General features: G+C 65.2%; 14 protein-coding genes and 5 pseudogenes. 13 read left to right on the forward strand and 6 right to left on the reverse strand.

The genetic code is table 11. The features are described from left to right. Nucleotides 1-26: 26 nt before the first annotated feature. Together ACSKB9_RS41345 and ACSKB9_RS41350 are read left to right on the forward strand one after the other, a co-directional pair. Nucleotides 27-998: an IclR family transcriptional regulator gene (locus ACSKB9_RS41345; protein WP_438079969.1), complete on the forward strand. Its 972-nt coding sequence runs from the start codon at nucleotides 27-29 to the stop codon at nucleotides 996-998. Continuing rightward, nucleotides 928-2,488 (forward strand): annotated as a pseudogene (locus ACSKB9_RS41350) (acyl-CoA carboxylase subunit beta). The gene ACSKB9_RS41345 and the pseudogene ACSKB9_RS41350 overlap by 71 nt, the downstream one beginning before the upstream one ends. Before the next feature lie 105 nt (nucleotides 2,489-2,593). Here the strand turns inward: ACSKB9_RS41350 and ACSKB9_RS41355 are convergent. Then, nucleotides 2,594-3,757: a patatin-like phospholipase family protein gene (locus ACSKB9_RS41355; protein ID WP_438079971.1), complete on the reverse strand. Its 1,164-nt coding sequence runs from the start codon at nucleotides 3,755-3,757 to the stop codon at nucleotides 2,594-2,596. A 221-nt stretch (nucleotides 3,758-3,978) separates the two neighbouring features. On the opposite strand from ACSKB9_RS41355, the gene ACSKB9_RS41360 reads away from it, so the two are divergent. The 4 genes from ACSKB9_RS41360 to ACSKB9_RS41375 all read left to right on the forward strand — a co-directional run bounded on the left by ACSKB9_RS41360 (nucleotide 3,979) and on the right by ACSKB9_RS41375 (nucleotide 7,305). Beyond that, nucleotides 3,979-4,764, forward strand: a complete 786-nt coding sequence (locus ACSKB9_RS41360; RefSeq protein ID WP_438079973.1) for an acetoacetate decarboxylase — start codon at nucleotides 3,979-3,981, stop codon at nucleotides 4,762-4,764. Nucleotides 4,765-4,906: 142 nt separating this feature from the next. Further along, nucleotides 4,907-5,926 (forward strand): transporter, encoded by a 1,020-nt coding sequence (locus ACSKB9_RS41365; RefSeq protein WP_438079974.1) that lies wholly within the window; start codon nucleotides 4,907-4,909, stop codon nucleotides 5,924-5,926. A 48-nt stretch (nucleotides 5,927-5,974) separates the two neighbouring features. Further along, nucleotides 5,975-7,165, forward strand: coding sequence for a carbohydrate porin (locus ACSKB9_RS41370; protein ID WP_438079976.1), 1,191 nt, complete (start codon nucleotides 5,975-5,977; stop codon nucleotides 7,163-7,165). After that, on the forward strand, nucleotides 7,093-7,305 hold the full coding sequence (locus tag ACSKB9_RS41375; protein ID WP_438080623.1) for a carbohydrate porin: 213 nt from the start codon (nucleotides 7,093-7,095) through the stop codon (nucleotides 7,303-7,305). Before ACSKB9_RS41370 ends, ACSKB9_RS41375 begins: the two co-directional genes overlap by 73 nt. A gap of 27 nt (nucleotides 7,306-7,332) precedes the next feature. Here ACSKB9_RS41375 and ACSKB9_RS41380 read toward each other — a convergent pair whose 3' ends face one another. Further along, nucleotides 7,333-8,637 (reverse strand): MFS transporter, encoded by a 1,305-nt coding sequence (locus ACSKB9_RS41380; protein ID WP_438079978.1) that lies wholly within the window; start codon nucleotides 8,635-8,637, stop codon nucleotides 7,333-7,335. Between the two features lie 241 nt (nucleotides 8,638-8,878). After that, entirely contained in the window at nucleotides 8,879-10,075 is a 1,197-nt protein-coding gene (locus ACSKB9_RS41385; protein ID WP_438079980.1) for an acetyl-CoA C-acyltransferase, read from the reverse strand. A gap of 350 nt (nucleotides 10,076-10,425) precedes the next feature. Between ACSKB9_RS41385 and ACSKB9_RS41390 the strand changes: the two genes are divergently transcribed. From ACSKB9_RS41390 to ACSKB9_RS41400, 3 genes are all read left to right on the forward strand, one after another. Next, nucleotides 10,426-11,070, forward strand: a complete 645-nt coding sequence (locus ACSKB9_RS41390; RefSeq protein WP_438079981.1) for a hypothetical protein — start codon at nucleotides 10,426-10,428, stop codon at nucleotides 11,068-11,070. A 222-nt stretch (nucleotides 11,071-11,292) separates the two neighbouring features. After that, a complete protein-coding gene (locus ACSKB9_RS41395; RefSeq protein ID WP_438079982.1) occupies nucleotides 11,293-12,552 on the forward strand; it encodes an MFS transporter in 1,260 nt (419 codons plus the stop codon). 141 nt (nucleotides 12,553-12,693) lie between these two features. Next, on the forward strand, nucleotides 12,694-14,106 hold the full coding sequence (locus ACSKB9_RS41400) for a sensor histidine kinase (protein WP_438079984.1): 1,413 nt from the start codon (nucleotides 12,694-12,696) through the stop codon (nucleotides 14,104-14,106). A gap of 183 nt (nucleotides 14,107-14,289) precedes the next feature. Here ACSKB9_RS41400 and ACSKB9_RS41405 read toward each other — a convergent pair whose 3' ends face one another. Next, a complete protein-coding gene (locus tag ACSKB9_RS41405; RefSeq protein ID WP_438079985.1) occupies nucleotides 14,290-15,060 on the reverse strand; it encodes an enoyl-CoA hydratase in 771 nt (256 codons plus the stop codon). Between the two features lie 222 nt (nucleotides 15,061-15,282). On the opposite strand from ACSKB9_RS41405, the pseudogene ACSKB9_RS41410 reads away from it, so the two are divergent. Further along, a pseudogene (locus tag ACSKB9_RS41410) lies at nucleotides 15,283-15,834 on the forward strand (PaaI family thioesterase). Between the two features lie 60 nt (nucleotides 15,835-15,894). Beyond that, a pseudogene (locus tag ACSKB9_RS41415) lies at nucleotides 15,895-16,574 on the forward strand (TetR/AcrR family transcriptional regulator). Nucleotides 16,575-16,618: 44 nt separating this feature from the next. Here ACSKB9_RS41415 and ACSKB9_RS41420 read toward each other — a convergent pair. Next, a pseudogene (locus tag ACSKB9_RS41420) lies at nucleotides 16,619-18,196 on the reverse strand (winged helix-turn-helix domain-containing tetratricopeptide repeat protein). A 171-nt stretch (nucleotides 18,197-18,367) separates the two neighbouring features. On the opposite strand from ACSKB9_RS41420, the gene ACSKB9_RS41425 reads away from it, so the two are divergent. After that, nucleotides 18,368-18,607, forward strand: coding sequence for a DUF1127 domain-containing protein (locus ACSKB9_RS41425; RefSeq protein WP_438079987.1), 240 nt, complete (start codon nucleotides 18,368-18,370; stop codon nucleotides 18,605-18,607). Between the two features lie 15 nt (nucleotides 18,608-18,622). Here ACSKB9_RS41425 and ACSKB9_RS41430 read toward each other — a convergent pair whose 3' ends face one another. Further along, nucleotides 18,623-19,537: a LysR family transcriptional regulator gene (locus ACSKB9_RS41430; RefSeq protein WP_225641331.1), complete on the reverse strand. Its 915-nt coding sequence runs from the start codon at nucleotides 19,535-19,537 to the stop codon at nucleotides 18,623-18,625. Nucleotides 19,538-19,658: 121 nt separating this feature from the next. On the opposite strand from ACSKB9_RS41430, the pseudogene ACSKB9_RS41435 reads away from it, so the two are divergent. Beyond that, nucleotides 19,659-20,253 (forward strand): annotated as a pseudogene (locus tag ACSKB9_RS41435) (aldehyde dehydrogenase family protein); the annotation flags it as partial. Between the last annotated feature and the right edge of the window lie 74 nt (nucleotides 20,254-20,327).

The raw sequence follows: 20,327 nt of genomic DNA on the forward strand, positions 1-20,327 counted from the left end.
CCGCAGGACGGAATGGAGCCAAACAGATGGGAAGGCGCTCGGAACGGCTTAGCAGGCAGGGAATGCTCGCCAGCGAGACAGGCGATGGCGATGTCATCCAGGTGGTGTCGCGCGCCTTCGACGTGTTGCGGTGCTTCGAGGGACACGAGGCCCGGCTCGGCAATCTCGAGATCTCGAACCGCTGCGGTCTGCCGCGTTCGACGGTGTCGCGGCTGACGCACACGCTGACGCGGATGGGGCAACTGGTCTATCTGCCGCGCGACCAGAAATATCGCATCGGCCCGAGCGCGGTCGCGATGAGCACCACGATGATGAAGGGGCTGCAGCTGCGCAATCTGATCCGGCTGCGCCTGCAGGATGTCGCCGATCAGTTGCCCGGCACGGTGGGCTTCGTCATCCCCGACCGCTTTCACCTGGTCTATCTGGAGTTCGCCCGCGCGGCCAACGCGCTCGGCCTGCATGAGGCCACCGGCAGCCGGATCTCGATGGCGACCACCGCGGCCGGCCACGCCTATACGGCCGCGCTCGATCCCGCGGTCGGCGACGCGCTGATCGCCGAGATGGAAGGCGAGTTGCCCGACAGCGCCAAGATGCTGACGCCGCGCATCGAGGCCAACCGCCGGCATTTGCAGGAGCACGGCTACGTCGTCGCCTGCGGCCTGTGGAGCCCGCACATCAACGGCGTCGCGGTGCCGCTGTGGTCGCCGCAGTACCAGACCTATGTGGTCACCACGATCGGCCTGCTCTCGGCGATGTATGACGAGGCGCGGCTACATCGTGAGGTGGCGCCGCAAATGGTCGAGCTCGCGGCCGCACTCGGCAGCCTGCTCGAAGGCGCCGACGGCGACATCTTCAGCAATCGGATCGAACGCAAGTCGCTTCCGGTGACCGCCCATAACAACAAAATCCTCAAGACGGGAGCAGTGAATGAACTGGAAGCCGGAACTCGACGACCTCGCCCGCCGCGAAGCGTTCGCGCGGGAGATGGGAGGCGTTGACAAGGTCAAGCGGCAACGCGACCAGGGCCGGCTCACGGTTCGTGAGCGCATCGACAAGCTCGTCGACCAGAGCAGCTTTCACGAGGTCGGTGCCATCTCCGGCATCGCCGAATATGACGAGAGCAACGAACTCAAGCACCTGACGCCGGCGAACTGCGTGTTCGGCCGCGCCAGGGTCGACGGCCGCACCGTGGTCGTGGTCGGCGACGACTTCACCGTGCGCGGCGGCTCGGCGGATGCATCGATTTCCGCCAAGCCGTTGATGGCGGAGGAGATGGCGCACGACTTCCGCTTGCCGATCGTTCGCGTGATCGAGGGCTCCGGCGGCGGCGGCTCGGTGAAGACGATCGAGACGCAGGGGCGCGGCCAATCTGCCTGGCGGCGTCGGCGGCACGCGCTGGTACTGGTACACGACCGCCAATTTGGCCCGCGTGCCGGTGGTCGGTCTCGGGCTCGGCTCGGTCGCGGGCCTCGGTGCCGCGCGGCTTGCCGCCACGCATTACTCTGTCATGACCAAGAGCTCCGCGATGTTCGTCGCCGGCCCGCCGGTGGTGAAGCGCCTGGGTCAGGATCTGACCAAGCAGGAGCTCGGCGGCGCAGACATCCAGACCCGCGCCGGCGCGATCGATCAGGCCGTCGAGACCGAAGAGGAGGCGTTCGACTACGCGCGGCGCTTCCTGTCCTATCTGCCGCCGTCGGTCTACGACCTGCCGCCGACCATTCCCTGCACCGACGATCCGGAGCGTGCCGAGGAATCGCTGCTCAAGGCCGTGCCGCGCAACCGCCGGCAGGTCTACAAGATGCGGCCGATCATCGACGCCGTCGTCGACAAGGGCTCGTTCTTCGAGGTCGGCACCAATTTCGGCCGCCCGATCATCACCGGATTGGCGCGGATCGAGGGCAGATCGGTGCTGCTGCTCGCCAGCGATCCTTTCCACTATGGCGGCTCTTGGACCGCGGACGCCTGCCAGAAGGTGGTGCGCTGGGTCGACTTCGCCGAGACCTTCCATCTGCCGGTGGTCTACCTGATGGACTGCCCCGGCTTCATGATCGGGCTCGAGGCGGAGAAGACGGCGACCATCCGCCATGGCGTGCGGGCGATGGCGGCGGTCAACCAGAGCACGGTGCCGTGGTGCACCATCATCATCCGCAACGCCTTCGGCGTCGCCGGCGTGGTGCATCAGCCGGCCAACCGTTTCTCGATGCGCTACGCGTGGCCGTCGGCCTATTGGGGCTCGCTACCGCTGGAGGGCGGCATCGAGGCGGCCTATCGCGCCGAGATCGATGCGGCCGCCGATCCCGCCGCCAAGCTGCGCGAGATCGAGGATCGCCTCAACAAGCTGCGCTCGCCGTTCCGCTCGGCCGAGAAGTTCTGGGTCGAGGAGGTGATCGATCCGCGCAAGACGCGCTCGCTGCTCTGCGAGTTCGCGCGCCTCGCCGAACCGATCCGCAAGGCTGGTCCGCCGAGCAACATGTCGACGCGGCCGTAAGCGGCGCCTCAATCGTCATTGCGAGCGTAGCGAAGCAATCCATATCACCATGTGCTGAGGTATGGATTGCTTCGTCGCCGCGCTCCTCGCAATGACGACACGTATTTACTCCGCTTCGCGATGCACGTCGTGGATCACGATGCCCATGCCGTTCTCGGGCATCTTGATCCATTCGCGCCGCTTCAGCGAGCGCTTGGTATCCTCGTGCCCGCTCACCCAATGCTCGCGCATCGAGGTGCCGGAGAATTCGTGGTCCTTGGCGTCGCCCTCATAGGCCTTCTGCTGATAGATCAGCTGCAATAGCGTGATCCCCGGCAGCCGAGCGTTTGCCTTCTTGAGCTGGCGCTCCTCGTCCGACAGCTGATCGTCGGGGATCTTTCCCAGCGCATTGTGCAGGGCGGTGCGCAGATTGTAGGTCTTGCGATAGACGTCGGTGTTGTAGCGGGTACGCGACGAATACATGATGTCCTTGTGCCGGGCCATCACGTCCTGGATGTCGCGCGGCAGCGCGCCGCGCGCCGAGAACAGGTCGACCTGGAACACCAGCGAATTCATGTTGTCTTCCTGGTCGAGCAGATGCTGCAGCGGCGTGTTGGACACGATGCCGCCGTCCCAGAAATGATCGGTGCCGACCTTCACCATCGGCAGCGCTGGCGGCAGCGCGCCGCTCGCCATGATGTGCTCGGGAATGATCTCGTCATGGGCATTGTCGAAATAGATGAAGTTGCCGGAGAGCACGTTCACTGCGCCGACCGCGAACCGTATTTTCTTGGAATTGATGCGGTCGAAATCAACCAGCTCGAGCAAGGACTCGCGCAGCGGCGTGGTGTCGTAGTAGCTGGTGGCGGTGCGCGCGCCGGCCGGGCTGAACCACGGATTGGCCTGGTGCGGGGTGAAGAAGCCGGGTTGTCCGAGCGTCGTCGTCAGCCATGAGCTGGTGAAATTGCGCGCCTTGCGGAAGATGTCGCCGTCCGGGGTGTAGTGCCAGATCTTGCGGCTGGTGATGCGATCCCAGAATGTGTGCAGCCGCTCGAGCCGCTTTTCGGGCGGATTGCCGGCGATGATCGCGGAGTTGATCGCGCCGATCGAGACGCCGCAGACCCAGTCGGGCTCGATGTCGGATTCATGCAGCGCCTGATAGACGCCAGCCTGATAGGCGCCGAGTGCGCCGCCGCCCTGCAGGACCAGGGCCACGCGATCGCAGCCTTCCGGACGCCAGCCCGGCGTCGCGTGATCGATATCGTCGAAATGCGGGGTTCGCGCGTCCATATCAGACACTCCAAAAATTCGCGGCGAGAATTCAGCGCGCCGATGACGCCGTGATGACAATTGCGGCGCCCGCGCACGGCGCATCCGGCATGCCCGCTTGCATGGTTAGCATTGGGCTCCACCACGAAACGCAGGTCATGCGCCTGACGGAAATTCCTCACATCGCTGTCAATCTCGGCCGCTAGCTTTCGGGCAAACTTTTCAAACAGGGGGTTATTGCGATGCGCAGGGAAGATCTGCTCAAGCTTCCGTCGATGCCGGCCGCCGGCCCGAGCTATCCCGCCGGTCCGTATCGCTTCATCGATCGCGAATTCCTCGTCATCACCTATGAGACCGATCCGGAGTTGATCCGCGCCGGCCTGCCCGAGCCGCTGGAGCCGATCGAGCAGGCGATCGTGCATTACGAATGGATCAAGATGCCCGACAGCTCCGGCTTCGGCAGCTACACCGAGTCCGGCCTCGTGATCCCCGCGCGCCTGAATGGCGAAGAGGTCAACTTCGTCTGCCAGATGTATCTCGACGATGATCCGCCGATCGCGGCCGGCCGCGAGATCTGGGGCTTTCCCAAGAAATACGCCCATCCCAAGCTCGAGATCGTCAAGGACACGCTGACCGGCACGCTGGAATATGCCGGCCAGCTCGTTGCGATGGGCACGATGGGCTACAAGCACGAGAGCATGGCGGGCAATGGCGACGTCACCCGCGCCACGCTGTCGAAGACGCAAGTTAATCTGAAGATGATCCCCGGCGTCGACGGCCATCTCGAGGTCTGCCAGCTGGTCGCGATCAACCTCACCGACATCGTCGTCAAGGGCTCCTGGATCGGACCCGGCCGGCTGCACCTGGTGCCGCATGTCAATGCACCGGTCGCCGATTTCCCGGTCAAGCGTGTCGTCGGCGCGCATCATTTCCTCGCCGATCTGACGCTGCCGTTCGGCCGCGTCGTGCACGACTACAACAAGGAGGCCGCGGAGGCGGCGGCGCCGACCGGTCTTGCGGCGGAGTAGGGCGGTCGCTGACATAAAACTGTAACAGGCGCGTCCTCCTATGTTGCGTCGAGGGGACGCGCTTGCTCAGCGTTGCGCGTGGGCGAGGTCTTGAAGATGTCATTTCGCGCGGTTGCGTTGTCGATTGACTTGGGGGCGGGCCATGCTGGCTGATCCACCTCCCGCTCCGGTCGGGTCGCTGCTGACCCGTGAGGCGGTCCCCGGTCTGGTCTGGGCGTTCCGCCTGCACCACGACGGCCGCGCCGAGGCGCTTCCGATCGATGCGCCGATCGAGCCGAGCCACGACGGAAGGTTGTGGCTGCACTTCAACCTGACCGACGTCCGCACCCGGGCATGGATCGCCAACATGCACATCCCGCAGCTCGCGCGGGATCTCTTGCTGTCGAATGACAATTTCCAGCAGATCCACGTCGTCGACAATTGCGTCTACGGCGTGTTTTCCGATCTGGTGCGGGATATCGACGCCGCGACCCGGGAGACCGGCTTTCTCCGCTTTGCGATGACCGAACGCCTCCTGGTCAGCGGCCGCCATCAGGCGCTGTGCTCCGCCGATGCGACGCGCCGCGTGCTCGAGGGCGGCCATCGCGTCGGCAGCGTCGCGGCGCTGCTGGAGAAGATCGTCGACGAGATCGCCGACACCATGGACCGCATGGCGGACAAGATCGGCACCGATATCGATGCGATCGAGGAGCGGGTGCTCGCCGAGGATACCGGATCGGAGCTGCGCAAGAATCTGAGCCGGATGCGCCGCACCTGTGTGCGACTGCATCGCCAGCTCGCCGGCCTGCGCGTGCTGTTTCACCGGCTCGAGCAGAAGAGCACCGACAATCTCAGCCCGGCGCTGCGGCTGCAGGCCGGCAAGCTCGCGCAGCGGCTCGACGGTCTCGACCACGACATCGTCGAACTGCACGAGCGCAGCCGCCTGCTCGAGGAGGAGCTGCGCTTCAAGCTCGAGGAGGAGAGCAACAAGCACCTCCACGCGTTGTCCGTCGTCACCATGATGCTGCTGCCGCCGACGCTCGTCACCGGCATCTTCGGCATGAACACCAAGGGATTGCCGTTGACCGACGTCGACAGCGGGTTCCTGGTCGCGGCCGGCCTTCTGATCGGGTCGGCGCTGCTGGCCTATCTGCTGATGCGGCGGCTCGGCATCGTCAAATAGCGCGAGCGCACCGCGGCATTCCCGATGTGCAGAGTTCTTTCCCGCGCGATGTTGGTAGCCGCGGCCCTCGCGCTCGGCGCGCCGGCGCATGCGGAAGACAAGCCGGTCGCCGACCGGATTGCTAATACGCGGGCTGCGCTCGAGGAGGCCGGCTACCAGTTCAGCCTGACCTATATCGGTGAGGGGTTTTCCAACGTCTCCGGCGGTGTCAGCAACGGCGCGGCCTATACCGGCCGTCTCGATCTCGGCACCACCATCGACCTCGAGAAGGCGATGGGCTGGACCGGTGCGACCTTCCACGCCAACATGTACCAGATCCACGGCGACGGGCTGTCGCGGAGCTATGTCGGCAACCTGTTCCTGGTGTCCGGCGTCGAGTCGCTGCCGGCGACGCGGCTCTATGAACTCTGGATCGAGCAGAAGCTGCTCGGCGGCAAACTCTCGGTGCGCGTCGGCCAGCAGGGCTCGGACGTCGAGTTCATCGACAGCCAGTACGACGACATCTTCATCAATTCGGCGCTCGGCTGGCCCGGCATTGTCGGCACCATTCTGCCGGCCGGCGGACCGTCGCCGCCACTTGCGGTGCCCGGCATCCGGTTCAAGGCCAATCTGTCCGACCGCATCACCGCCTATCTGGCCTTGTTCGACGGTTCGGCTTCGCCGCCGCAGGGGACGGACGATCCGCAGATATTGAACGCCCACGGGCTCAATTTCCGGGTCAACGATCCGCCATGGTGGATCGGCCAGCTCAAATACAAGTTCGAGATCGGCGAGAGCAGGCTGCCGGCGACCATCACCGGCGGCGCCTGGTATCACATGGGCTCGTTTGCCGACCAGCGCTTCTCGGCCGACGGGCTGTCGCTCGCCGATCCCAACAGCTCCGGCGACACGCGCTGGCTGCGGCGGGACAACGGCATCTTCATGGTCTACGAGCAGCTGCTTGCGCGCGCCAGGCCGGACGCTGACAGGGGCGTCGCGTTCTTCATGCGCGCCTCGGTCAGCCCGTCGGACCGCAACCTGATCAGCACCTATGTCGACGGCGGCTTCCTGTTCACCGGCTTCAGCGAGGCGTATTCGGACGATCGGTTCGGCATCGCCGCGATCTATGCGCCGCGATCTATGCCAGGATTTCCGACGCCGCGCGTGCGCTCGACCGCGACACCCAGATCTTCACGGGCACGCCGTATCCGATCCGCGACTACGAGGCGATCCTCGAGATCACCTACCAGCACGTGGTGAACCCGAATTTCACCATGCAGCCGATGTTTCAATACATCGCCCATCCCGGCGGCGGCGCCGTCGATCCCAACGATCCGACGCAAACGCATCGGATCAAGGACAGTGTGGTGTTCGGGATGCGCACCATCCTGTCGTACTGACCGGCGGACGTCGCGCAGGCGGCGGCCTCAGGCCGCGACCGGCTTAGGCTCCGCCACCGATTTCGGCTGCGGCGGCGCGATCGCCAGCGCGATCAGCGCGGCAAAGATGCACAGCGCACCGGCAATGAAGAACGCCGGCAGGTAGCTCTGATAGATCGTGCGCGACAGTCCGGCGCCGAACGCGGCGGCGCCTGCGCCGAGCTGGTGGCCGGCGAAGATCCATCCGAACACCAGATTGGCGCGCTCGGCGCCGAAGCGCTGCGCGGTGAGGCGCACCGTCGGCGGCACCGTCGCGATCCAGTCGAGGCCATAGAACATCGCGAACAGCGACAGCCCGTAGAACGTGAAGTCGGAGAACGGCAGGAACAGCAGCGACAGGCCGCGCAGGCCGTAATACCAGAACAGCAGATAGCGGTTGTCGTAGCGGTCCGACAGCCAGCCCGAGACGATGGTGCCGAAGAAATCGAAGATCCCCATCGCGGCGAGCAGGCTTGCCGCCTGCACCTGCGGGATGCCGTAGTCGAGGCACATCGGGATCAGGTGAACCTGGACCAGGCCGTTGGTCGAAGCGCCGCAGACGAAGAAGGTCGCGAACAGGATCCAGAACACCGAGGACTTCGCGGAGTCGCGCAGCGTGCCGAGCGCGGCGGCCACGATCGGCGCATTGGCCGGCGGCGGCGCGGGAAGCGGCGTGCTTCCCTCGTCGCCGAACGGACGCAGGCCGACGTCGCTCGGCCGGTCGCGCATCACCATCAGCACGGCAAAGGCGGCGACGCCGAGCATGACGCAGACCAGCCCAAGCGCGACACGCCAGCCGTAGCGCTCGGTCAGCGTCGCCAGGAGCGGCAGGAAGGCGAGCTGTCCCGTCGCGACGCTTGCGGTGAGGATGCCGACCACGAGGCCGCGCCGCGCCACGAACCAGCGCGCCGCGATGGTCGCGCCGAGCACCAGCGCGGTCATCCCGGTGCCGATTCCGATCACGACGCCCCACAGCAGGATGAGCTGCCAGACTTGGGTCATGGCGAGCGAGGCCAATAGACCGGAGACCACGATCAGCTGCGCCGCCAGCGTCACGTTGCGCAGGCCGTAGCGGTTCATCAGCGCGGCGGCGAACGGCGCCATCAGCCCGAACAGGATGAAGCGGATCGACAGCGCCGAGGAAATCTCGGCGGTGGACCAGCCGAACTCCTTCTGCAGGGGCACGATGAACACGCCGGGCGCGCCGACGGTGCCGGCGGAGATCAGCGCGGCAAGGAAAGTCACGGCCACCATCACCCAGCCGTAGTGGATGTTGCGGCGGGCGAGGGTGGAAGCAAGCCAGTTCGAGATCATTGTGTTCCGGATCGATTGCGATGAAAGCTTTGCGTGATGCGCAATATGGCACGAGAGAGCCATGGCTAAAATGCCATAGTTCCCTCGTTTTCGGACTCAGGCGCCAGGCCGTCGTACTGCCTCATGGACGCCTTTCATAACTAACCGTCATTGCGAGGAGCGAAGCGACGAAGCAATCCATCGTTCGGTTTGTGAAAAGAGATGGATTGCTTCGCTTCGCTCGCAATGACGGCATACCGGATCAGTGCGCGACCCGCTCGACGGCGATCGCGGTGGCTTCGCCGCCGCCGATGCACAGCGCCGCAACGCCGCGCTTCAGGTTCTGCGCCTCCAACGCGTGCAGCAGCGTCACGATCAGCCGCGCGCCGGTGGCGCCGATCGGATGGCCGAGCGCGCAGGCGCCGCCGTTGATGTTCAGCCTGTCCCTGGGAATGCCGAGGTCGCGCTGCGCCGCCATCGCGACCACCGCAAACGCCTCGTTGATCTCGAACAGGTCGACATCGCCGACGCTCCAGCCGACCTTGTCGAGCAGTTTTCTGATCGCCGGGATCGGCGCTGTCGTGAACCACTGCGGCTCCTGGCTGTGGGTAGCGTGGCCCTTGATCTCGGCCAGAACAGGCAGTCCATCGCGATCGGCGAGCGAGCGCCGGCTGAGGATCAGTGCTGCGGCGCCGTCGGCATTGGCCGATGAGGCGGCCGGCGTGATGGTGCCGCCCGCGCGGAATGCCGGCTTCAGGCCGGGGATTTTCGCTGGATCGACCTTCAGCGGGTGTTCGTCATTGGCAACGATGCGCGGGCCGGCCTTCTCGGCGAGCGTGATCGGGGCGATCTCGGCCTTGAAGGCGCCGCCCTCGACCGCCTTGCGGGCGCGGCTCAACGTCTCCATCGCGAACGCGTCCTGGTCGGCGCGGGTGAACTGATAGGCCTCCGCGGTCGCTTCGCCGAAATCGCCCATCGAGCGGCCGGTCTCATAGGCGTCCTCGAGCCCGTCCATCATCATGTGATCGATGATGCGGTCGTGGCCGGCGCGATACCCGCCGCGCGCCTTCTGCAACAGATACGGCGCATTGCTCATGCTCTCCATGCCGCCGGACAGCACGATCTCGGCCGAGCCGGCCTTGATGATGTCGTGGGCGAGCATGGTCGCCTTCATGCCGGAGCCGCAGACCTTGTTGACGGTGGTGGCGCCGGTGGCATCCGGCAGTCTGGCGCCGCGCGCGGCCTGGCGGGCAGGGGCCTGCCCCTGACCGGCGGTCAGCACGTTGCCCATGAACACCTCGTCGATACGCTCGGGCGCGAGTTTTGCGTGCTCGAGCGCCGCCCCGATCACATGCGAGCCGAGCTTGTGCGCCGGCAATGGCGAGAGCTCGCCCATGAAGCGGCCGAGCGGGGTGCGGGCGGCGGAGAGGATGACGACGGGATCGGTGCTGGTTGCCATGGCAGGAGTCCCTTCAATGTCGGGGATTTGATTGAATTATTGTCATCATATGATGCAATGCAAAAAATGCAACTGCCATGACAAAATGTCGTGTTCGCATGAGTTGGGGATGGGATCGTTCCGCCATCACTAATGTCGTCCCGGCGAAGGCCGGGACCCATAGCCACCGACTGGTGTTGTTGGAGGGGCAGCGGCCACCTCGAGCGCGGGCGGATAAAACTGTACCGGCGCCGCTGAGTTGGCGTTAACCGAATTCCCGAACGCCGATCAATTCAAGGTTGCGGAATACGGGTCTGTTTACCGATCCGGCGCTAGGGCTGGCGGATTGTGCAATGGAAAGTCCCACCGCAATGTCCGTAATCGCCGTCGAGCAGCCGTCCGCCCGCATTTCGCTCACCGTCAAGATCGGCTTCAGCGCCTTCATGGCCGTCCTGGTGCCGGTGTACACCTACTGCTACGGGCCGACCAACTTTCTGTATTTCTGCGACGTCTGCCTGATCCTCACCTTGATCGGGGTCTGGACCGAGAGCGCGCTGTTGATTTCGATGTGCGCCGTCGGACTCCTTGTGCCGCAAACATTTTGGGTGATCGACTTTCTCGCCCATGTCGCCGGCTACTCGCTCACCGGAATGACCGACTACATGTTCGACCAGAACCTGTCGCTGTTCCTGCGGTTCCTGTCGGGCTTCCACGGCTGGCTGCCGTTCCTGCTGCTGTTCCTGGTCTGGCGGCTCGGCTATGACCAGCGCGCGCTGATCGCCTGGAGCGTGCTCGCATGGGCGCTGCTGCTGATCTGCTACTTTGTGATGCCAGGACCGCGGCCGGACCCGGGAATGACTCCGGTCAACATCAACTACGTCTTCGGCACCAGCGACAGGGCGGCGCAAGGCTTCGTGCCGCCGCTGGTGTGGCTGGCCGGCCTGATGATCGGCCTGCCGCTGCTCGCCTTCATACCCACCCATTTCATGCTGCGGCGCGCCGTGCCGCCGATGTAGGGCCTGCAACTCGCTACGCCATCCCGTCGCTGCGGATACCATCGTGCATCGCCGCATGCGGCGGCTTCGATTGACACCAATCGCCTCGGCGGTACGCTGCGGGAACAGGGCATTTTCCCAGCGACTCAAGACAATTCAAAGCGCCGCAAGCACGACCAAGAAGCAAGACCCAGAAGAACAAGGAAAAAGGGCAGGACACGCCGTGACACGCGTCATCGCGTCTTGAGCGGGACCACGCGGACCTCCGCGCTCGCGCCATTTCGCATCCGCAGCTATCGCTTTCAATGGCCGTCCGATCTGCTCACCTCCTGGGCGTTCGAGGTCGAGACGCTGGTGCTCGGCTGGTACATCATGGTCGAGACGGGCTCGGTGCTGTTGCTGACCGTGCTGGCGTCGCTGCAATATGTCGGCACGCTGGTCGCGCCGGTCGTCGGCATGATCGGCGACCGCATGGGGCACCGCGATCTGCTCGCCGTGATGCGCTTTGCCTATACGGCGCTCGCCGGCACCATCATGACGCTGGCGCTGACCGGGCATCTCGCCCCGCTGAACGTCATGATCATCGTCGCGATCATGGGTGTGATCCGCCCGTCGGATCTCGGCGTGCGCGGCGCGCTGCTCGCCGACATCATGCCGCCGGAGCAGCTGGTCGGCGCCATCAGCCTGGCGCGCACCACGCAGGACTCCGCGCGCATCGCAGGAGCCCTGACCGGGGCCGGATTGTTCGCGGCGCTCGGCATCGGCTACGTCTATGTCGGGATCGCCGGCTTCTATTTCGTCGCCGCCATCCTGATGCTCTGCATGAGCCGCCCCAAGTCGCATGGCACGACCGATCTCGCCGCCGGCGACGCGCCGGGTTCAAAGCTGCTGCGCGACCTCAAGGAGGGCATCGTCTATGCCTGGAGCGGCCCGGGCATGCGCGCCGCACTCTGCGTCGCGTTCCTCGCCAACCTCACCGCGTTTCCGCTCACCAACGGTCTGTTGCCCTATGTCGCGCGCGACATCTTCCATACCGACCAGACCGGGCTCGGCTATCTCTCGGCAAGCTTCGCGGTGGGTTCGCTGATTGGCTCGATCACGCTCAGCATGGCCGGCGGGGTACGTATCGCGCGGCTTCTGATCGGCGCCACGCTCGCCTGGTACGCCATGCTGCTGGTGTTCGTCGAACTCCGGACCATGCCGGTCGCGATGGCCTGCCTGCTGCTCGCCGGCATCGCGCAGAGCATGTCGATGATCTCGGCCGCCGTGATGCTGATGCGCAATGCCAGCGCGCATCTGCGCGGCCGCGTCATGGGCGTGCGCATGATGGTGATCTACGGCCTGCCGCTCGGGCTGCTCGCCGCCGGCAGCCTGATCGACCTGATCGGCTACACCGCGACCGGCACGCTGCTCGCCGCCGCCGGCTTCATCGCCATGCTGGCGATCGCGCTGCACTGGCGCGCCGACCTCTGGCCGACCCACGCCCCGGCCAACGCCCGGTGAGGGGCGCGGCGCGATGCCGCGCCGCGGTCGCCGATGCGCCAAAAGGACGCGACAGCGCGGGCAAGCTGTCGTAGATCATCTTCGACGCTCCCATTTCCAGTGCCAAGTTCCAGTGCCAGGCCTTTTTCGTTTGATATTGTAATGCTCCGTCTTTTGACCCGCCTTGGACTGCGCTTCGACGACCTCGTCGAGGAGCGCCGATTTGTCGACCAGTACGTGCGGGGCAATATCGGCTGGACGCAGGTCGCGATGCTGCTCGGCGCCTTCACCTATGCCGGATATGCGTTCTGGGATTGGGTGCTCTATCCCGACGTCGTGGCGACCACGCTGGCGATCCGCGGCGGGGTCGCCGTGCTGGTCTTGCTGCCGCTCACCGCCTTCCTCTCGGTGCCGGCGATGAAACCGTGGGCCGAGACGATCTTCCTCGTCTATTGCGTCGTTCCAGGCTGCGTGCTGCCGAGCGTCTACCTCGTGCTGCCCTCGGGATTCACCTATGCGGCACCCGGCGTGATGATGGTGATCCTGTTCGTCTCGACCATGCTGCCGCTCCGGATCGGGCCGCTGGCGGTGTTCTGTCTCACGACATGGATTGCCCTATGCATCGCTGAATCGCTCGGGCCGGCGTTGCCGCCGGGGCTGCGCTTCATCAATCATTCCCTGGTCCTCAACGCCTATGCGCTGTCGCTTTACGCCGTCGCCGCCCGCGAGTTCCGCGCGCGCCAGCAGTTTCGAACGGCGCAGGCGCTCAAGCAGGAAAAGGAGCGTTCGGAAGCCTCGTTGCGCGATCTGCACGCGACGCAATCGCAGCTCGTGCAGGCCGAGAAGCTGGCCTCGCTCGGGCAGCTCGTCGCCGGTGTCGCACACGAGGTCAGCACGCCGCTTGGTCTCGCGCTGACCACGTCAACGACGATGGAGACGGACCTTCGCGCGATGGGCGAGGCGCTGAGCGGCACCGCCGTCCGGCGCTCCGACCTGACAAGGGGCATTGCACGGATCGAGAACGGCCTTCGACTGACCTCGGAAAACCTGCATCGGGCATCCGAGATGGTGCACAGCTTCAAGCAAGTCGCCATCCATCAGGCCGACGAGGAGCGTCACACGTTCGAGCTGGGCGGATGGCTGTCCGAGCTGATCGCAAAGCTCGGGCCGCTGCTGTCCCGGCAGGGATTGATCGTCGAACTCGACTGCCCGCAAGGGATCGTTCTGAGCAGCTATCCCGGCGCACTGGCGCAGGTGATCAGCAACCTGGCGTTCAACGCGGCGGCGCACGCTTATCCCGACGGCCGCGGCGGACGCTTCACCATGACGGTGACGCAGCCGGATCAGGCGCTCGCCCGGATCGCCTGCGCCGACCAAGGCGTCGGCATCCGCGAGGATTTGCAAGCCCGCGTGTTCGATCCGTTCTTCACCACCGGGCGGGAGCGGGGCAATATCGGGCTCGGCCTGCACATCGCCTTCAATACCGTGGTGTCGTCGCTCAGCGGCCGGATCGCGCTGGAGAGCGAACCGGGCCGCGGCACGCTGGTGCTGATCGAGATCCCGGTCTCGAGCTAGCCGCTGGTGGTAGCCCGGCCTCTGGCCGATCGACGCATCGGCGAATGTGTGGCGAGGGCGCAGCAAGCGTCGCCCGGATGAGCGAAGCGAGATCCGGGGCATCCGGCCCCCGCATGTCGCTTCGCTCATGCGGGCTACAGATGACATGTCGCGGCGCTCATACGGGCCACAGGTGCTGAACCGCTACCGCTTCCGATCCAAAAACCCCTGCAGCAGGCGCTGCGGCTCGCCGGTCTGGAACGACTTTCCGAACACGCCGACGCTGAGGTTCACCGACTCGGTCAACGGCAGCTCTTCCCATTGCCGCAACAGGTCCTTCTGGATCCGCAGCGCCTCGAGGCCGCACTCCAGCAGTGCGTTGACGGTGTGCTCGACGGCTTCGTCGAGGCCGCCGGGATTTGCCACGGTGTCGACCAGGCCCCAGGCGAGCGCAGTTTTGGCGTCGATGTTCTCCGCGGTCATCATCAGCCAGCGGGCGCGGCCCCAGCCGATCAAGCGCGGCAGCAGTGCGGCGTGGATCACCGAGGGGATGCCGACGCGCACCTCGGGCATGCCGAACATCGCGTCATGCGCGGCGACGCGGACGTCGCAGGCGGCCGCGACCTCGAGGCCGCCGCCGAGGCACCAGCCGGGCAGGCGGGCGATCACCGGCGCCGGGAATTTGCGCACGGCCTCGCAGAGGTCGCGCAGCCGGCTGATGAATGCTTCGGCGGATGTCTGGTCGAGCCTCGCCATTTCCTTGATGTCGGCGCCGCCGATCATGCTGCGCTCGCTTTCGCCGGCCAGGATCACCGCGCGGATGGTCGGATCGGCGGCCAGATGCTCAAAACCCTCGCGCACGCCGTTGGTGACGGCGGAGCTCACGATGTTCAGCTTGCCGGCGTTGCAGATGGTGAGGCGGACGACGCCTCTGTCGTCGCGGGCGATGCCGCAGTGGGGATTGAGCATGTCCATGGAAAAAGTCCCGGCGCAGGAATTGATCGACAAGTCATTTCGGGATGGTGCGCAAGCACCAGACCCGGAATCTCAAGATTCCGGGTTCGACGCTTGCGTCGTCACGGAATGACTTGGGCCATGTCCCGGACAAAGCATGGCTCTGTCAAGGGACCGGGTGCGGCGGTTGCGCCGAGGGATGCGGATCTATAGAATTATATTCATCATATAAATGGAGCCGTCATGACCGCCGCCGAAAGCATCGATCTTCATTCGCCCGATCTGCTGCGCACCCGCGTGGTGGAATGGCAGGCGCCCGGACCGGTGGCGAAGGCGGCGCTGCCGATGTCCGGGATCGAGGCGATGCGCGCGATCCGCGACGGCCGGTTGCCGCCGCCCCCGATGGCCAAACTGATCGGCTTCCGCATGGCGGTGGTCGACGAAGGCCGCATCGTGATGGAACTCGAGCCGCATGAGAGCCTGGAAAACACCATCGGCCTGCTGCATGGCGCCACCGCCGCGGCGCTGCTCGATACCGCGATGGGCTGCGCGATCTCGACCATGCTGCCGGCGGGCAGACCTCGGTGACGCTCGACCTCAAGCTGACCTATCTGCGGCCGCTGTCGGCACGTTCAGGGCACCATCAGCGCCGAAGGCAAGGTGATCAAGCTCGGCCGCCAGAGCAGCTACACCGAGGGTTTCGTCCGCGACGGCAGGGGCAATCTTGCGGTGCACGCGACCGCGACGTTTTCGATGCTCGGCGGGGAACCCAAAATGGCCGGCAAGGCGAAATAACTGCAGCATTCCGGCCGCAAATCTGCTATTATATGATTAGAAACATTCCATGAGACCGGCATGCGCTATTCGAAAGAACACAAGCAGGAGACCCACGCGCGGATCGTCAAGAAGGCCGCGACGCGGCTGCGCGAGCGGGGCGCCCACGGCATCGGCGTCGCCGACCTGATGAAGGACGCCGGCCTGACCCATGGCGGCTTCTACGGCGCATTTCGACTTTGCGCGAGGCGCTGGTGATCGAGGCCTTCAGCTACGCGATGGACCGCGCCATCGAGCGTGGCGCAAGGTCGCCGCGGACACGCCGCCGGAGAAGCGACTTTCGACCATCATCGACGGCTATCTTTCGGCGGTGCACCGCGACGATCCCGGCCAGGGCTGCGCGATCCCGGCGCTCGGCGCCGAGATCGCCCGCGAGAGCCCGAAGACCCGCAAGGCGTTTGCCCTCAAGCTCGACCAGATGATCGACATGGTGGCCGACCAGATCATCGACGTGCCGCGCAAGACCGCCCGCAAGCAGGCGATGGCGACGCTGGCGACCATGATGGGCACCATAGTAATGTCGCGCATCGCCGGCAGCGGCGAAATGTCCGACGACGATCCTGAGCGCGGGCCGCGAGGCGGTGCTGGGGCGCGCCGCCGCGGCCAAGGCACCGGCGAAGAAGACGAGGAAATCTAGACGGTCTGCTTCTCGCCGTCGTCCCGTCCTTCGCCGGGACGAGGGCGAAATTATTGCCCGCTGAACAGCGCGCTCAGATTCCACGGTCCGTAGGCCGCGAACCGGCGATCAGTCCGGAAGCCCTGCTTCGCGGAGACCTTCTGATGAAGCGCGCAAGATCCTTCGCTCGACGAAATGGCGCCAGCTCTTCCAGATTGGAGATGCACAAATTGGGCAGCGCGTTCGCGGACACGTGCGATGGCCTTTTGAGCCGGCTCGAGGCGTCCGGTGAGCGCATTGCTGGCGGCGAACATGCAGATGGCCAGCAGGAAATCCGGATCGTTCGCGCAATGTCTTTTCGGCCCATGACGATGCCATATCGTAGTGGCCCGAGAGAAAATGCGCATACGATACGGCTCCGTGGCTGGCGTACATCGACGGATCGAGCGGGCTCAGGCGCATCGCACGCGCAGCGTAGTCAAGCGCGAGTTCGGGCTCGCCTCTGAAGGCTCTGACCCAAGCACCGAGATTCCAAGCCATTGCCAAGTTCGGATTGATCGCCAGTCCGCGATCCACGAACGCAATAGCATCATCGAATTTGTGGGCTATGAAGGCGAGTACATATGCACCCATGCACATCGCAGCCGGGTCATCTGCTCCCAGATGCACGGCCTTCCATCCGAGCCGCGTAGCTTCGGCAGTTTCCTGCGCACGATCGGTCATCCAGCGTCGCGCTCTGCGCTGGATGTAGCACCATCCGGCCATGCCGTAGGCGCACGCCAGACCGGAATTGAGCTGGATCGCCTTGTAGAAGAGCTGGAGCGCTTCGCTGTTTGCATCCTTCGTCCACCGGCGAGCGGTCGCCAAGCCGCGCAGGTAATAGTCGTATGCGTCCAGATTTTCGGTTGGCTTGCGCGTGGCTCGCTTGATTTCCTCGCGCTGCAGCATGGGTGCGATTGCGCCTACCACGGTAGACGTCACCTGGTCCTGTAGATCGAAGATATCTTCGAGCGCGCCGTCAAAGCGGTCGGCCCAGAGATGCGCGCCGGTTTCAGCATCGATAAGCTGACTGGCGATACGAATGCGGTTTCCGGTCTCTGCGCACGCTCCCTTCGAGCACATAGCGCACCGCGAGTTCTGGCCGACCTGCTTGATGTCGATGGGCCGGCCCTTGTAGGTGAAGCTCGAATCGCGCGCGATCACAAACAGCCAATGAAACCGCGACAGGGCCATCGTGATGTCTTCTGCGACGCCGTCGGCGAAATACTCCTGCTCCGGGTCGGCGCTAAGGTTCTGGAAGGGCAGCACGGCAATCGAGGGCTTGTCGGGGAGCTTGAGGGGAGGCTGCCGCTGTCTCTATCGGCTCGGCGCCCCTTGCAGCACTCTGCTCGTCGTCCGCTCTTCCCGGACCGCACCGATGAACCGGAAACCTTTGCGTGGCAGTGTCTTGATGAGGCGCTGCTCCTCACCGGAGTCGCCGATTGCGCTCCGGGCAGCGTTTAACCGAGTGGTCAAGGCTGCATCGGACACGCTGCGCCCATTCCAGATGGCGTCGATGACGTCGTCTCTGCTGACGACGCGCTCCCTGTTGCGGATCAGGAAGTCGAGCAGGTCGAATACCTGCGGCGCGACGGAGACCATGTCCGTCCCGCGATGCAACTCGCGCCGGTCCGTGTCGAGTGCGTACTCCTCGAAGAGATAGCGCAAGCTGCGAATCCCTTGGGTGTGCCTCGGAACGATCGCTGAGGCGCCTTGGCACCGCTTGGTGTGCCAAGAATAAGCCGCCGATGAGGAAATTGTAAGCCGCCTGTTAAGCGCGCAAGCGCATGCCGCGGGCATCTTGTCCGGTGGGAAAGGACGTATCCCGGAGGTGCAGCAATGAGCACGACCTACCATCCAGCGCGTTCAGCCCAGGCGACCGCATCGACGCCGCGGATCGCGAGCGCCTTCAAGGGCTTTTGGGATGCAATTCAGGAATGGCGCAAATGGGAGCGGCTGCGTGCCGATCTCGGCAGCCTGAGTGACCGGGAGCTCATGGACATCGGGATCTCGCGTGGCGAGGTCGACTACGTCGCCTCGAACCGGGATACCGACCCGCGCGGCATCCGGTCCGTCTGACGATGTCGGTGAGCGCTACACCCCGCTGAACAGCGCGCGCTCGGCTTCCACGGTCTCGTAGATGTAGTCCGCCACCGCGCGGATGCGGGCGAGGTCCTTGCTGTCGGCGTGCATCAGCAGCCAGAAGGTGCGGGAGATCCGCACCTCGTCCGGCAGCACCGGCTGCAACTCGGGGTGGGCCGTTGCCATGAAGTGCGGCAGCACGGCGATGCCGAAGCCGGCGATGGTGGCGTTGAGCTGCGCGATCAGATTGGCGCTGCGGAATTTCGCCGAGATCTTCGGCGAGACCTGCGGCAGATAGTCGAGCTCCGGCGTGAACAGGAGCTCCTCGATGTAGCCGACGAAGCGGTGCCGCGGCAGGTCGGCGCGCGCAACAATTGCCGGCGCCTGGGCGAGATAGGCGGGTGCGGCATAAAGCCCGAGCGTGTAGTCCAGGAGCTTGCGGCCGACGATGCGGCCTTCCTTCGGCATGGTCAGGCTGATCGCGATGTCGGCCTCGCGCTTGGAGAGCGAGAACAGCCGCGCGGTGGCGACGAGCTGCAGATCGAGATCGGGATACCGCTCGGTGAACTTGACCAGCCGCGAGGCCAAAAAGTGGCTGCCGAAGCCGTCGGGCGCGCCGATCCGCACCGTGCCGGTGAGGTGGGCGCGCGAGCCGCCGACCGCCTCCTGGTTGGCGACGATGGTGGATTCCATCGCCTCCGCGCTGTCGGCGACGCGCTGGCCGGCCTCGGTCAGCAGATAGCCGGTCTTGCGCCGATCAAACAGTTTTGCGGAGAGGTGGCGCTCCAGCCGGTCGACACGGCGGATCACTGTGGCATGATCGACGCCGAGCTGCTTGGCGGCAGCCGAAACCGACCCGCCGCGCACGATGGCAAGCACGAAACGGAAGTCGTCCCAGTCGATTGTGCCGCCGCCTTGATCCAGCATTTCCGCACATCTATGGTGCAATTTATCGGACTTGAATCCCATAAAATGCAGGGTCAATAGGGTTTGTAAAGCGATCCCGCCGCGAGGAGCGGCGATTCAGGTGCTTCAGGGAGGTTTTTCCATGCGCTCAATCGGACATTTCATCGGTGGCAAGGAGGTCAAGGGCACGTCGGGCCGCACGGCTGACGTCTTCGAGCCGATGACCGGCGAGGTCCAGGCCAAGGTGGCGCTGGCCTCCAAGGCCGAGCTCCGCGCTGCGGTCGAGAACGCCAAGGCCGCGCAGCCGGGATGGGCCGCCACCAACCCGCAGCGCCGCGCCCGCGTCATGATGCGGTTCCTCGAGCTGGTGCAGCGCGACTACGATCAAGCTCGCCGAATTGCTGGCGCGCGAGCACGGCAAGACCGTTCCCGACGCCAAGGGCGACATCCAGCGCGGCCTCGAGGTCGCCGAGTTTGCCTGCGGCATCCCGCATCTGATGAAGGGCGAGTACACCGAGGGCGCCGGCCCCGGCATCGACATCTATTCGATGCGCCAACCGCTCGGCGTGGTCGCCGGCATTACGCCGTTCAACTTCCCGGCGATGATCCCGATGTGGAAGTTCGCGCCGGCGATCGCCTGCGGCAACGCCTTCATCCTCAAGCCGTCGGAGCGCGATCCCGGCGTGCCGATGATGCTCGCCGAGCTGATGATCGAGGCGGGCCTGCCGGCCGGCATCCTCGGTGCTGCAGCCCGGCTCATGCAGAACTATGCTTAACCTTAGCGATTGAGCTGTGCCTGTTCTTCGGTTCG

The sequence above is a fragment of the Bradyrhizobium sp. BR 1433 genome, assembly GCF_051547665.1.
In the GTDB taxonomy this organism is placed as follows: domain Bacteria; phylum Pseudomonadota; class Alphaproteobacteria; order Rhizobiales; family Xanthobacteraceae; genus Bradyrhizobium; species Bradyrhizobium australafricanum.

Coding starts and splice junctions, on each gene's coding strand:
- ACSKB9_RS41370 (WP_438079976.1), top strand. CDS start 5,975: ATGTTGGTAGCCGCGGCCCTCGCGCTCGGCGCGCCGGCGCATGCGGAA.
- ACSKB9_RS41425 (WP_438079987.1), top strand. CDS start 18,368: ATGAGCACGACCTACCATCCAGCGCGTTCAGCCCAGGCGACCGCATCG.
- ACSKB9_RS41360 (WP_438079973.1), top strand. CDS start 3,979: ATGCGCAGGGAAGATCTGCTCAAGCTTCCGTCGATGCCGGCCGCCGGC.
- ACSKB9_RS41355 (WP_438079971.1), bottom strand. CDS start 3,757: ATGGACGCGCGAACCCCGCATTTCGACGATATCGATCACGCGACGCCG.
- ACSKB9_RS41345 (WP_438079969.1), top strand. CDS start 27: ATGGGAAGGCGCTCGGAACGGCTTAGCAGGCAGGGAATGCTCGCCAGC.
- ACSKB9_RS41380 (WP_438079978.1), bottom strand. CDS start 8,637: ATGATCTCGAACTGGCTTGCTTCCACCCTCGCCCGCCGCAACATCCAC.
- ACSKB9_RS41365 (WP_438079974.1), top strand. CDS start 4,907: ATGCTGGCTGATCCACCTCCCGCTCCGGTCGGGTCGCTGCTGACCCGT.
- ACSKB9_RS41400 (WP_438079984.1), top strand. CDS start 12,694: ATGCTCCGTCTTTTGACCCGCCTTGGACTGCGCTTCGACGACCTCGTC.
- ACSKB9_RS41430 (WP_225641331.1), bottom strand. CDS start 19,537: ATGCTGGATCAAGGCGGCGGCACAATCGACTGGGACGACTTCCGTTTC.
- ACSKB9_RS41385 (WP_438079980.1), bottom strand. CDS start 10,075: ATGGCAACCAGCACCGATCCCGTCGTCATCCTCTCCGCCGCCCGCACC.
- ACSKB9_RS41405 (WP_438079985.1), bottom strand. CDS start 15,060: ATGGACATGCTCAATCCCCACTGCGGCATCGCCCGCGACGACAGAGGC.
- ACSKB9_RS41390 (WP_438079981.1), top strand. CDS start 10,426: ATGTCCGTAATCGCCGTCGAGCAGCCGTCCGCCCGCATTTCGCTCACC.